General features: G+C 69.0%; 12 protein-coding genes and 1 tRNA gene. 5 read left to right on the top strand and 8 right to left on the bottom strand.

All coding sequences use genetic code 11. The features are described 5' to 3' along the window. Positions 1-123: 123 nt before the first annotated feature. Positions 124-197, bottom strand: a tRNA-Val gene (locus Q0A33_RS11045). A gap of 261 nt (positions 198-458) precedes the next feature. Between Q0A33_RS11045 and Q0A33_RS11040 the strand changes: the two genes are divergently transcribed. Next, positions 459-2,264 (top strand): hypothetical protein, encoded by a 1,806-nt coding sequence (locus Q0A33_RS11040; RefSeq protein ID WP_291796324.1) that lies wholly within the window; start codon positions 459-461, stop codon positions 2,262-2,264. Between the two features lie 133 nt (positions 2,265-2,397). Here the strand turns inward: Q0A33_RS11040 and Q0A33_RS11035 are convergent, their stop codons facing one another. Beyond that, positions 2,398-2,814 carry a DUF779 domain-containing protein gene (locus tag Q0A33_RS11035; protein ID WP_291796321.1) on the bottom strand — a complete coding sequence of 139 codons (417 nt, stop codon included), beginning with the start codon at positions 2,812-2,814 and terminating at the stop codon, positions 2,398-2,400. A gap of 222 nt (positions 2,815-3,036) precedes the next feature. Here Q0A33_RS11035 and Q0A33_RS11030 point away from each other — a divergent pair, with 222 nt between their 5' ends. After that, complete coding sequence (locus Q0A33_RS11030) at positions 3,037-4,515, top strand: hypothetical protein (RefSeq protein WP_291796319.1); 1,479 nt, start codon at positions 3,037-3,039, stop codon at positions 4,513-4,515. A gap of 82 nt (positions 4,516-4,597) precedes the next feature. Here Q0A33_RS11030 and Q0A33_RS11025 read toward each other — a convergent pair whose 3' ends face one another. From Q0A33_RS11025 to Q0A33_RS11015, 3 genes are read right to left on the bottom strand one after another with little or no spacing between them, the layout of a single operon-like run. After that, entirely contained in the window at positions 4,598-6,136 is a 1,539-nt protein-coding gene (locus tag Q0A33_RS11025) for a tripartite tricarboxylate transporter permease (RefSeq protein WP_291796316.1), read from the bottom strand. Positions 6,137-6,139: 3 nt separating this feature from the next. Beyond that, positions 6,140-6,613, bottom strand: a complete 474-nt coding sequence (locus tag Q0A33_RS11020; RefSeq protein WP_291796313.1) for a tripartite tricarboxylate transporter TctB family protein — start codon at positions 6,611-6,613, stop codon at positions 6,140-6,142. Further along, entirely contained in the window at positions 6,610-7,602 is a 993-nt protein-coding gene (locus Q0A33_RS11015) for a tripartite tricarboxylate transporter substrate-binding protein (RefSeq protein ID WP_291796310.1), read from the bottom strand. Before Q0A33_RS11015 ends, Q0A33_RS11020 begins: the two co-directional genes overlap by 4 nt. A 174-nt stretch (positions 7,603-7,776) precedes the next feature. Here Q0A33_RS11015 and Q0A33_RS11010 point away from each other — a divergent pair, with 174 nt between their 5' ends. After that, positions 7,777-9,165: an ATP-binding protein gene (locus Q0A33_RS11010; RefSeq protein ID WP_291796307.1), complete on the top strand. Its 1,389-nt coding sequence runs from the start codon at positions 7,777-7,779 to the stop codon at positions 9,163-9,165. Then, entirely contained in the window at positions 9,162-9,890 is a 729-nt protein-coding gene (locus tag Q0A33_RS11005; RefSeq protein WP_291796304.1) for a response regulator, read from the top strand. The genes Q0A33_RS11010 and Q0A33_RS11005 overlap by 4 nt, the downstream gene beginning before the upstream one ends. 31 nt (positions 9,891-9,921) lie before the next feature. Here the strand turns inward: Q0A33_RS11005 and Q0A33_RS11000 are convergent, their stop codons facing one another. After that, positions 9,922-10,833: an alpha/beta hydrolase-fold protein gene (locus Q0A33_RS11000; protein ID WP_291796302.1), complete on the bottom strand. Its 912-nt coding sequence runs from the start codon at positions 10,831-10,833 to the stop codon at positions 9,922-9,924. Between the two features lie 256 nt (positions 10,834-11,089). Here Q0A33_RS11000 and Q0A33_RS10995 point away from each other — a divergent pair, with 256 nt between their 5' ends. Beyond that, positions 11,090-11,710 (top strand): SAM-dependent methyltransferase, encoded by a 621-nt coding sequence (locus tag Q0A33_RS10995; protein WP_291796299.1) that lies wholly within the window; start codon positions 11,090-11,092, stop codon positions 11,708-11,710. A gap of 85 nt (positions 11,711-11,795) precedes the next feature. On the opposite strand, the gene Q0A33_RS10990 is transcribed toward Q0A33_RS10995, so the two are convergent. Together Q0A33_RS10990 and Q0A33_RS16595 are read right to left on the bottom strand one after the other, a co-directional pair. After that, complete coding sequence (locus Q0A33_RS10990; RefSeq protein WP_291796296.1) at positions 11,796-12,182, bottom strand: histone-like nucleoid-structuring protein Lsr2; 387 nt, start codon at positions 12,180-12,182, stop codon at positions 11,796-11,798. Positions 12,183-12,397: 215 nt separating this feature from the next. Beyond that, the gene (locus Q0A33_RS16595) at positions 12,398-12,478 is read right to left on the bottom strand and encodes a hypothetical protein (protein ID WP_363316580.1); all 81 of its coding nucleotides are present in this window, start codon (positions 12,476-12,478) and stop codon (positions 12,398-12,400) included. Positions 12,479-12,774 lie beyond the last annotated feature (296 nt).

Below are 12,774 nucleotides of genomic sequence, written 5' to 3'. Positions count from 1 at the left end.
TTCGCCTGCTCCGGCCCATTTCGGCAGGACCTGCCACGGCGACGAGGGGTGAGCCCCCGCGCCCGTCAACGCGTTCGCCCCCGGCACGCTTTCACGTGCCGGGGGCGCACGCGACGTCCACGGTGGACCCAGAGGGACTCGAACCCCCGACCCTCTCGGTGTAAACGAGATGCTCTAGCCAACTGAGCTATAGGTCCTCACCAGCCGGTGCGACCGGCGACGCGGACAAGTATGGCACATCCGCCCGCGGTGCGCCGCCGGCTCGCACCCGCATGGCAGATCACCTTTCGGCAACATCCCGGCAGGGCGATCCTCGGACTGTCGCATTCGCGAACACAACGAACACAAATCGCCGCGCCCTTGCCTGAACCCCTACTGTGAGATCGATCTCCAAAGCATGGAACCGACCGGCTCCGCTGAGCCGGCCGGCACCGGGAACCCGCTCCCAGGAGGCCCGGATGCACGCAGCAGAACAGAAGGGCCCCGGCATGAAGTCAGCACACCTCGCCCCCGCAGTCCTCGCCTCCGTCGCCGCCGCCGGCCTCGTCCTCGCACCGGTCGCCGCCTCCGCCCAGGAGGTTCCGTCAACCTCGGCTGCCACGGAGGCTGAGACTTCCGCACCCGCCTCCACCGAACAGCAGAGCGGCAGCGGCGAGGCACCGGCTGAGGAGAAGCCCGCCGCCCCCGAGGCTCCGGCTGAGCAGCCGTCCGAGGCACCTTCCGCAGAGAACGGTTCCGAGGAGGAGAGCGAGGCCGGCTCCGGCACAGGGGAGGACAGCACCGGCGGCAACGACGATTCCGGCGCAGGCGACACAGATGCACCGGAGCCTCCTGCAGAAGACCCGACCGGGGAGAGCGAACCCGAGGAGGAGGCCGAGGAAGAGGCGCCTGCTGATCCGCAGCTTGCCGTGGACGACGTCGCCTTCGAGGACGTCGCGCAGACGGATGACGGCGCAGTGCCCGGTGCGACGATCACTGTCACCGACCTGCCCGCGGGCGCCGCTGCGGTGACGGTGTCGGGAGGACCCGAAGGCGCTGAAGCACTCGAGGTCACGGCAACCCCGGATGCCGACGCGGACACTCAGACAGCGACCGCGTCGTACTCCTTCGCCCTCCCCGCGGACGCGGATCCGGCGGACTACGCAGGCACCCGCACCGTGAGCGTCACGGTCGAGGGCGAGGAAGTGGTCACCGGCAGCTTCGAGGTTCTCCCGGCCCAGGACGAGGCGCCTGAGGCCGAGGGCACCGACGGAGGTGAGGACGGAGAACAGGACGCGTCTCCGGAGGACGACCCGCAGCGGGAAGACCCGCAGCAGGACGATCCCGACCAGCAGCAGGAGGATCCGGCTCTCAGCGTCCCGGGCTCCATCAGCGTCGACGACATCGCCGTCCCACAGGGCGAGGAGCCGGCGAGCGGCGGACTCCTGCTCTCCGCCACCGGGCTGACCCCGGGCGAGACGTACACGTTCCGCATCCAGGCCCCGGAGGGCCTCGAAGAACTCGACCACTCCATCGAGGTCACTGCCGACGAGGACGGTGCGGCCAGCGCCTCCTACTACATCCAGTACTTCGGAGACATCGACCTCGACATCCTGCTCGGCACCTACACCGTGGATCTCCTCGGTGCCGAGGAGGAGGTGCTCGCCTCTTCGTCCTTCACCGTCACGGGATCCGAGGACGACGGGAACGGCGGCGAGGACGAAGACGGGAGCGACGAGGGCTCAGACGAGGATGGCTCCGGCGACGATGGCAAGGACGACGACGCCCCCGTACCGGGTGAGGACGAGGGGAACGACGGCCAGGACGAGGCGCCGGCCAGCGCGGAGATCTCCGTGAGCCCCCGCACCATCACCGCAGCGGACTTCACGGACGTCGACAAGGGCGTCCAGGTCACCGCATCCGGCTGCGCACCGGGCGAGGACGTCTACCTCGACGTCTTCTGGCCGGGAACCGGTGAGGTCGCATACTCCAGCACGGACACGGCGGACGAGGACGGCGTCGCCGGGTTCTCCTTCTACGGCACCGGAACGGACCTCGCCGCCTACGTGGGCACGTGGAAGGCAGAGGTGGGCTGCGGCGGCACCTCCGCCTCCACCACCTTCACGGTGACCGGAGGACAGGGCACGGGCGGACAGGACGGCTCGCGGCTGCCCCGCACCGGCACGGACTCCAGCGCACTCGCCGTCGGCGCCGCCGCGCTCTTGGCCGTCGGCTCGGCGGCGGTGATGATCTCGACCCGTCGCCAGATCGCGCGCGAGGACTGACTCCCGCACCGCGCAGCGCGCGGGCCGCGCTCCCTGCGGCGAGCGGCCCTCGCGCTGCGTGGCGACACGCGCCTCGGCGTCCGCCTGCGTCCCCACCTGCCGCACAGGGCCCCGTCCGGACCGCGGCCGGATCTCACTCCATCAGCCGGGACCGGACGATGAACCTCTTTCCCGTGGGCCCTTCGACGCTGAACCCGGAGCCTCGCCCCGGCACCGCGTCGATGGTGAGGTACGTGTGCTTCCAGTACTGGAACTGCTCGGCCGACATCCAGAACTCCAGCTCCGCGCTGTCCTCCGGCACTTCCGGCAGGGTGAACACGCCCAGCAGCACGTCCGCGTCGCCGGTGAGGAACTCCCCCGCCGGGTAGCACATGGGAGCGGAGCCGTCGCAGCAGCCGCCGGACTGGTGGAACATCAGCCGACCGTGCTGGCCCACGAGTTCGTGGAGCAGTTCCACCGCCGCCGAGGTGAGGGCCACTCGCGGGACCGTCTCCCCTTCCACGGCCGGTGCGGATTCGAGCACGTCCGCGGTGATCGTCTGTTCCTCCATCATGGCCTCCTTGCCGTCGAGGTGACTCCGGCGCTCCACGGCCTCCCCGCTCCGCCCGGCAGGTGGTCCCGCCATGCGGAGGAAGCCGCTGCACACCGTGGTTCGAGGCTAGCGCACCCGCCTCCGCACCGACAGGGCGGAACCGCGCTGTCCTTTCAGAACCGAAAGGCTATGATCCCCTTCGGGAATCTTCCCACCCCCTTCTGAGATCCAAGGAGATCCATGTCCCTGTACATGCGTGTGGTGAGCACAGCCAGTGCCGCTCTCATCGCGCTCACCGGCGGCATCGCAGCCGGACCCGCCTCGGCACAGCAGCCGGAGGCACCGGTCTTCGCAGTGACTGCACCGGAACAGCAGCCTGAGCAGTCAGCAGCACCCACCTCGGCACCGGCCGCGCCCACTGAGGAGGCCTCTCCCAGCCCAACGCCCACACCGCGGCCCACGGTGCTCGCAGGTGAGGTCAGCATCTCCGGCACGGCGAAGGTGGGTTCCACTCTCACGGCCGCCGCGGGCACATGGCAGCCGGACTCCGTGACACTCAGCTATCAGTGGCTGCGTTCCGGCACGGCGATCAAGGATGCGACCCGGAAGACGTACACCCTCACCGCCGCGGACAAGGGTCGGAAGATCTCCGTGCGGGTCACGGGCTCCGCTCCGGACTCCTCCAGCGCGACTGTGACCTCTGCGCCCACCCCCGCTGTGAAGGCCGGCACCCTCACGACCAGGAAGCCCACAATCTCGGGGACGACGACGGTGGGATCCACACTCACGGCCAAGCCCGGTTCGTGGGGACCGAATCCTGTGAGCCTGAGCTACCAGTGGATGCGTGCGGGCAAGGCGATCAAGAACGCCACGCGCAGCACCTATACGCTGACCTCTGCCGATGCGGGCAGGAAGCTCTCCGTGAAGGTCACCGGCACGAAGTCCGGCTACACCGCTGCGAGCAGGACGAGCGCGGCCACCGGGACGATCGGCAAGCGCCTCACCGCCACGCCAGTGCCCACGATCTCCGGAACGGCGAAGGTCGGCTCCACCCTCACGGCGAAGGCGGGCACGTGGAAGCCGGCGAAGGTGACGCTGAGCTACCAGTGGTACCGCAACGGCAAGGCCATCAAGGAAGCGACCGGCAACAAGCACAAGCTCGTCAAGGCCGACGCGGGCACCGCACTCACGGTGAAGGTCACCGGCAGGAAGCCCGGCTACACGACCGTGAGCAGGAAGAGCGCGGCGAAGACCGTGCAGAAGGTTCTCACCTCCACACCCACTCCCACGATCTCCGGCACCAGGAAGTACGGCTCCACCCTCACGGCGAAGGCCGGTGCGTGGAAGCCGGCGAAGGTGACGCTGAGCTACCAGTGGTACCGCAACGGCAAGGCCATCAAGGAAGCGACCGGCAGCAAGCACAAGCTGGTCAAGGCCGATGTGGGCACCAGACTCTCCGTGAAGGTCACCGGCAGGAAGTCCGGCTACACGACGGTGACGAAGACCAGCGCCTCGACGGCGAAGATCACCTATCCCTCCAGCACCGGGCCCGGCTACAGCGGCTGGGACTGCCCGGCGTGGGCCCCCATCAAGGGCAACGCGGACTCCATGATCTACCACGTGAAGGGCGGAGCCTTCTACGACCGCACCAATCCCGAGGAGTGCTTCCGGACGGAGGCGGCGGCGAAGGCCGCCGGGTACCGCCGCTCCAAGCGCTGATCCGCACTGCGCGAACCCGTGGCCGGACCGTCTCGAAGAGGACGGTCCGGCCGTGTCGCGCCGGCGAGGCCGGGAACCGGTCTCAGACCGTCGCTGCGACCGGCACCTCCTCCCCCGCCTTCGTGACCGCCCTGCGCTCACGAAGGCGGTTCACCAGGGAGAACACGAGCACGAGGACCAGCACGCCGTAGAGCACGAGCGCGATCGGGCTGCTCACGAGGACGGAGAAGTCGCCGTTCGCGCTCATCGCGGCGTCGCGCAGGCTCGTCTCCGCGAGCGGGCCGAGGACCATGCCGATGATGAGCGGCGCCAGGGGCACGCCGACGGCGCGCATGAGGAACCCGACCAGCCCCACACCGAGCAGCAGGAGGAGGTCGAACGTCGACCCCGAGGAGGCGTAGATCCCCATGGCGCAGAACAGCGTGATGCCGGCGTAGAGGAACGGACGCGGGATGAGCAGGAGCTTCGCCCAGAGCATCGCGAACGGGAGGTTGAGGATCAGCAGCACCACCATCGCGATGAAGAAGCTCGCGAGGAGCGCCCACACGAGGTCCGGCGCGCGCTCGAAGAGCAGCGGTCCCGGCTGCAGACCGTACTGCCTGAATGCGGCGAGCATGATCGCGGCGGTCGCCGAGATCGGCAGACCGAGCGCCAGCAGGGCGCCCATGGCCATACCGGTGGTCGAATTGCCGGCCGCCTCCGGGGCCGCGAGGCCGCGGATGGCGCCCTTGCCGAACTGGGGGTCACGACGGCGGGAGTCGAGGCGCTTCTCCAGACCGAAGGCCAGGAAGGTCGGGATCTCGGAGCCGCCGGCGGGAACCACGCCGAACGGCAGGCCGATCGCGGTGCCGCGCAGCCAGGCGGGGGTCGCCTCCCTGAACTCTGCACGGGTGAGCCACGGCCGCCCGCGGGGCCGGATGAGACGTCCCCCGCTGCTGTGCCGGTCCAGGCAGCCGACGTAGACGACCTCGCCGAGGGCGAGGATCGCGACGGTGACGGTGACGAGGGAGACCCCGTCGAAGAGGTGCGGGGAGTCCATCGTGAAGCGCGCCGCGCCGGAGACGCCGTCCACGCCGATGACGGCGATCCCCAGACCGATGAAGAGCGAGGCAAGCCCCTTCACCATGTCGTCGGTGACGACCGTCGAGGTCGCGGCGAAGGCGAACACGGCGAGCGCGAAGAACTCGGCAGGCCCGAACTTCGCGGAGAACTCGGCGAGGACGGGGGCGGCGAACACGACGACGATCGAGGCGATGAAGCCGCCGATGAAGGCGCCGATCGCGGCAGTCGCGAGAGCCTTGGCGGCTCGCCCGTCGAGCGCCATCCTGTGCCCCTCGAACGTCGAGGCGATGGCCGAGGCCTGTCCCGGCGTGTTCATGAGGATGCCCATCGTCGAATCGCCGAAGAGCCCGCCGAAGTACACGCCGGCGAACATGATGAACGCCGCGGTGGGCTCGAGGGCGAACGTCACCGGCAGCAGAAGTGCGACGGCCATCGAGGAGCCGAGCCCCGGGAGGACGCCGACGGCGGTGCCCAGGAGGCATCCGACGACGACCCACATGAGGTTCGCGAGTGAGAGCGCGCCGAGGAAGCCCTCGCCGAGCAGCTGCAGAGTGTCCATGATTCAGAACCCCCATCCGAGGATGCCGGAGGGCAGCGAGAGGCCCAGCAGCATGTCGAAAGCGATGTACGTGAGCGAGCTCGTCGTGACGCCGACGAGGAGCGAACGGCCGTGCCGCAGTTCGCCGAATCCGCGCGCCACGCACCAGAACAGCAGTGCGCCGCCGATGACCCATCCGAGTGTGGTGAGCAGCAGCGCGAAGCCGAGGAACCCTCCGGCGATCCAGGCGAACGACGCCCAGTCGACGGAGGATCGCGGAGCCGCGGAACCGGCGTCCTCGGCATGCGCGCGCTTCCGCGTGCGGAGGGCGCTGACGGTGAGGAGCACGGCGAAGAGGCCAAGGCCGACCGCGATGAGGCCGGGGAAGAACGCGGGTCCGGGGAATGCCGTCCCCTCGGGCACGTCCATCGTGAGGATGCCGAAGCCGAGGTAGGCCGCGAAGGCCAGGAGGAACACCGGCATGAGGAAGTCCTTCACTGTCCCATCTCCTCGTAGAGTGCGGCGATCCGGGACTCCTCGGCGGCGAGGAAGCCCTCGAGCGCTTCGCCGGAGAGGACGCGTGGGGACCAGTGGTACCGCTCCACCGCAGCGCGCCACTCGTCCGTCGCGAGGGTCTCGTCGATGAGCCCTTCGAGATCTGCGGTCTCCTCCGCCGTGAGCCCGGGAGGGGCGGAGAGGCTGCGCCAGTTGGAGAGCGTGATGTCGAAGCCCTGCTCCCGCGCGGTCGGGATGTCGATCCCGCCCACCGGCTCCTTCGCGACGAGGGCCAGAGCGCGCAGACGTCCGGACTCGATCTGGTCGATGTTGTCCGGGTAGCCTCCCGCCGCCGCGGCGGCGGTGCCGTTGAGAAGGGCCTGGATCGCCTCACCGCCTCCGTCGGAGGAGATGTAGGTGGTCTCGACGGGGTCGATGCCGGCGGCGATCGCCAGGTCGGTGACGACGAGCTCGTCGAAGGATCCTCCCCCGGTCCACGGCAGCGCCTCCGGGTCGTCCTTCCACGCGTCCACGAGCTCCTCCAGAGTCCGGTGGGGAGAGTCGGCGGGGACGACGATGACGTCGTACTCCTCGAAGAGCACGGCGAGGTTGGTCACGTCGCCGAGCGTCGTCGCCGATCCGTACTGCAGCGTCGCGGCGAGGAGGCCGGTGCCGCCGACCATGAGGTTGTTCGCCTGCCCGGCCAGCGTGGAGAGGTTGCCGAGGGCGATCGTGCCGCCGGCGCCGGGCATGTTCACGACCTGCACGTTGTTCACCAGCCCGTTGGCCTTCTGCGCCTGCTGGAGCTCGCGCGCAACGGTGTCCCATCCACCTCCCGCGGCCGCCGGGGCGATGAGCGTCAGCGATGCGTGCAGGTCCCCGCCTGCGGCGGCGGAGCTCACGGAGCCGTACACCGCGGTCCCGACGGCCGCAGCGACGAGCGTGCCGCCGAGGGCTCGCAGGACGGTCCTCCGTGTGAGGGAAGCCGGCAAGGTGTGCGATGTGTCGGGAGGCTCCGGCAGATGCGGAGGCGGTGGACCGGATGCGGACATGTCTTCACTCCTTCGTGGGACTCCGCGCAGACGACGATGTCGATGCGCGGCCGTGTGGAATACCGTCGACTAGGATGCAACGGCCCGCCATGTGGGAAGGTGCCCGGAGGATTTGTGCTCATTGATGCACACGGATCGATGTGCCTGGCCCGGTCACGTGTGGGACGGACGGACGCCGGCACGGCAGAGGGGAAGGTGGTGACGCACGTGGCTGCGGACAGGAGAACCTCCTTCTCGCGCTTCCTGCTGCTCCTCGTGCCCCCGCTCCTCGTCCTCGTGTGCGTGGGGGCCGTCACCGCGATCGCGGTGGAGGTGCAGAGGCAGAGCATCCGGGACGCGGCCTCCGCGCGGGTGGTCGACGTGGCCGCAGGCTTCGCCGAACTCGAGCAGGTGCGCAGCGTCCTGCAGGAGCTGGAGGATCCCCACGACCGCGCCGAACGCACCGGAGCGACCCAGGAGCTGCAACCGCTCGCGAGCCTCGTCGAACGCTCCTCCGGGGTGGACTACGTCGTCGTCATCGACCCGGCGGGCCTGCGCCTCACGCACCCGGACCCGGAGGAGCGGGGGCGGCCCGTCTCGACCGACAGCTCCCGCGTGCTGGCCGGTGAGAGGGTCGTGGAGGTGAGGACGGGGACGATCGGCCGGACGCTCCGCGCCAAACTCCCGGTCCGGAACGCGCAGGGCGAAGTGATCGGCGCGGTCTCCGCGGGCATGTTCGAGTCGAGGATGACCCAGGACGTCGAGGAGGCCCTGCGGACGCTGCTGCCGTGGACCGCGGGCGCCCTCGTGGTCGGGCTGGCGCTGAGCACCCTCATGTCCGCGTCCATCCGACGCCGGTTCCACTTGCACGACGAGGCCGCCCGCGAGGTCGACCGCCTGGAACGGACGAGTGGAGCCCTGCGCGAACAGGCGCATGAGTTCGACACCCGCCTCCACGTGGTGCGCGGGCTGGTGGCCCACGGCGACATCGCCGAGGCGCTCGAGTACATCGACTCCTCGGTGTCCGTCACCTCCGCGTCTGCGGACGAGGCCTCCGCGGGGCAGCCGGTGCTGCGGGCGACGCTGGAGGCGCTGCGGGCCGAACTCGACGTGCTCGGCGCGAGCCTGGAGACGTCGATCGACGTCGTCTCCCGCGTCGACGAAACGGTCCTGCTCGTCGTGGCGAACCGCTGCCGGAACGCCGGCGAGGCGGGGGCCGGACGCGGCCGCTGCGCCCTGCAGGAGGCCGACGGGGTCTTCCACGGGGAGGTCGCGGACGACGGCGACGGCATCGACCTGCGCCAGCGGCACTCTCTGTTCGTCCGCGGCTTCACGTCGAAGCCCGATCGGACCGGTACGGGACGGGGCATCGGTCTCGCGATGGTGCGGCGCACCGTGGCGGAGAGGGGCGGCACGATCGAGGCCGGGACCTCCGAGCTGGGAGGTGCGCGCTTCGCCTTCGACATGCGCGTCGAGGAGACCGCCGCCGGGGCGGACGAGACACGGGAGAGGAGCCGGTCATGACTGAGCCGTCGCACCCCGCAGGGGCCGACCGTCCGCTGCGTCTCCTCATCGTCGACGGCGACCCGGGGGCGCGGGCCCTGCACGCCCGGTTCGCCGCGGGGCTCCGGGACTTCGTCGTCGCGGACATCGTCGCCACGGGGGCGCAGGCGATCACCAGGGCGGGGCGCGGCGACATCGACCTCGTCCTCCTCGATCTGCGCCTGCCGGACGTGAGCGGCATCGAGGTGCTCCACAGGCTGCGAACGCTCACCTCCGGATCCCCGGACGTCATGGTCATCAGCTCGTCGCAGGACCGCATCACGGTGCGTCAGGCCCTCGCCGGCAGGGTCGCGGGCTACCTCGTGAAGCCATTCACGTACGAGGTGTTCGCGGAGCGGCTCGCCGTCTACCGGGAGGAGCACAGGCACGCATCGGCGGAACCCGTGGGGGAGACGGAGTTCGGGCAGGAGGAGATCGACCGCATGCTCGCACCGAGGCCTCCGCAGCAGGAGGCGGCCGCTCACCTGCCGAAGGGGATCTCCGCCGTGACGCTCGCAAAGGTCATGGAGGCGCTCGACCCCGCTCAGTCCCGCTCCGCGGCCGAGGTCGCCCGGCGGTGCGAGCTCTCCCGGGCGACCGCGCGGCGATACCTCGACCACCTCGTGAGCACGGGGACGGTCGACCTCGCGCACCGCTACGGGAAGAGGGGACGCCCCGAGGTCCTCTACCGGCTCGTGCCCGGCTGAGCGGGACGCGGACCCCGGCGATCCCGAGCGCTCAGGCCGTCCGGGGGTAGCAGGTGCGGGCGAACAGGCGGTATGCGTCGACGCAGCCCGTCTCGTGGTCCTCGCCCTGGACGATCTGCGCCGTGAGGCTGTATCCCGGCACCGGCCGGCTCCTCACCAGGGAGAAGAACCTGATGTTCTCGACGGCGAGCTGGTGGTACATGGGAAGGGGCCCGAACACCTCGCCCGTCCCCAGGGTGAGCAGCACCGTCTGCTCGCGGACCCCGGAGTCTCCCGCACGCGCCGCGAACTCACGGTAGGCGTCGAAGACGGTGCTGTCAGGGACGAGGATGCCGGGGCTCGCGGCACCGAAGCGGGTGAGCGTTCGCGCATGCGTCGAGGCGTAGAGGGCGAAGAGCCCGCCGTAGGAGAACCCGAAGACACCGGCCCCCTCGTCCCCCACGGCGTAGTGCTCCCTGATGTGCGGATGGAGCTCTCCCTCCAGGAAGTCGAGGAAGCGATCGGCATGGGGGTTCTCCATGAGCACGGCGAACTGGTGCGCCAGCTCCTCCGACGCGAACGTCTCGCCGATGTAGTCGCGCATGAAGTCCGGCATTGGCTCCCCCGGCGGCACCAGGTCGCGGTTCCGGAGCGCCAGCGCATCGATCTGCTCGTCGACGTACCCGATGTTGACCTGGAGGAACGGGGCGACGGCGCGCATGCCCTCCGGACCGGTGAGGCCCCGGTGCATCTTCTCGTAGAGGCCTCCCTGCCACTGCGCGTCGAGCGCGTAGACGACCGGGATCGCGGGCCAGTCCGGATCGTAGCCGCTCGGCAGTGAGACCGAGATGCCGAGCCTGCCGCCGATCGTGGGCGACTCGACCTCGAAGTACTCGGTCTCGAGCTGGGCGATGCGGCTGCCGAAGCCGCCTGGCACGCGATCCGTGAGTTCAGGCCTCACCATGGCCCCGAGTCAACCACGCGGGACTCCTGAATGTGTAGTGACCACTAGGTTTTCACGAGGCGGAGCCGGTGCGTACCCTCGGTCGACTTGCACTTGCAGCTCCCGGCGGCGCGCCCCATTGAGACATGCACTCCGCACTGGTAATTGGTTGAGATGAGAGATCACAACACGCCCAGTCAGACCGCATTCTTCTCCGCAGCAGCTCGCGCCGCACACAAGCACGTGGATGCACCGCCCCACCTTCTGATCGACGACGATGCTGAAGCACTCTGCCGGAGCTGATCAGCTCCTCATCGTCGGCGCTGGACTCGACACGACCCATCTCCGGCTTCCGGCGCGCAGCCGAACGCACACCTGGACGCTCGACAAGCCTGGCGTCCTCGCATGGCGCCAGCAGGTCTTCGCAGAGGCGGAAGTCGGTGACAGCACAACACATATCCCGCTCGACCTCACCGACGGCCTCGGGGCAGGTGACCTTCAGGGCTGCGGACTCGATCTCGAAGCTCCAGTGGTGATTGTGTGGTTGGGCGTCAGCATGTGCCTCGACCCACACGACCTGCGCCAGCTCCTCGCCGACCTCGCAGGACTCGCACCCGGCTCGACACTCATCTTCGACTACCACCTGGAGAAGAACAGGCGAGACGAAGCGGGGAACGCGTACGCCTCTGCAGTGGCCTCAACAGCCGGCCGCGGTGGCGAACCGTGGCGTACGGCAGCCTCTCCCCACCAGATGCACTCATGGCTGAACGCAGCCGGCTGGCACGTCGACGACGATCGAGACGAAGCAGATGCGGCCCCGTACGAATTCTGGAAAAGGCAACCGCACCTTCGCCCTATGGAACTCGTCCGCCTCGTGACGGCACATCTGGCCCACTGACACGGGAGAGGGCGGTGTGCATTCACCGACGAACGCACACCGCCCTCTCACTCGCACCTGCAGGCGAGCCGGCAGAGGCCGGCCCTCAGTTCCCCGAGGGCCGGCCGGCGTCCTCCCACTCCTTGAGCAGCGCAGCCTTGATCCTGCCCCGATCGCTGACCTCGTACCCGCGCAGCTTCAGCCACTGACGCGCATCAGCGAGCTCCTCACGGGAATACCCGCTGCCGGACGACCGCGATGCCCGCTCACGCGCCGGTGCCGCAGCCGCAGATGCCTTCCTCGCGACTGCGAGATACGGCTCCAGCGCCTCACGCAGCTTCGCATCCTCCGCCTCGGTGAGATCGATCTCGTACCGCCGATCATCCAGACCGAAAGCCACGGTCCGGACATCCTCTCCACTCGCACCGGAAATATCGGAAACGAACGTTTCAACCACCTGACGAGCCACGGAGTTCCTTCCAGTCGCATTCATGTACCCCGGAGAACATACCATGAACATGCATTTCCCAATAGAGCGGCGCGAACGTCATTCGACCGCGATTGCCGCCTGAGGGAAACGGGCACGTCCTCGACGCCTCACATGGGTTCTCCCTGTCCGGGTCCGTCGTGATCAGCACGTGGATGCCATTGGGCATATCTGTGACGATGCTGCTCTTCGCCTCAGCCCGCAGATCCCCAGTCGCACACTCAACCAACCTCACCCGAAGAGTCTGGGATCACCAGAAGGATATCCACAATAGGCCTCGCCGCCAGACCGGCCACGGACATGGAACCGATCTGCAGCGGCCGAGAACCGAGCGCATCTCAAACGGAAAGGACGGTCCTCCTCCACTCCGAACAACAGATGCCCATCCGGAAATGGACAAGCCTCGCAACACACCGCAATCTTTCGCACACATGATCTGCAGGTGCCCCATCCGCTCAAAGCAGTGCTCCTGCCCTCCGACACCTTCACTCAGCGCCGGAACTCGATGACCTCATGCGCACATGGTCCTTCTCACGCGCCCGAGCACCTTCAGCCGGAGGCTCCGCCACCCCACTGAAACCGTGGGGGTCCCTATGGG

It is taken from the genome of Brevibacterium sp. (assembly GCF_022712115.1).
Taxonomy (GTDB): Bacteria; Actinomycetota; Actinomycetes; order Actinomycetales; family Brevibacteriaceae; genus Brevibacterium; species Brevibacterium salitolerans.
This window is presented reverse-complemented; position numbering and strand designations above follow the sequence as displayed.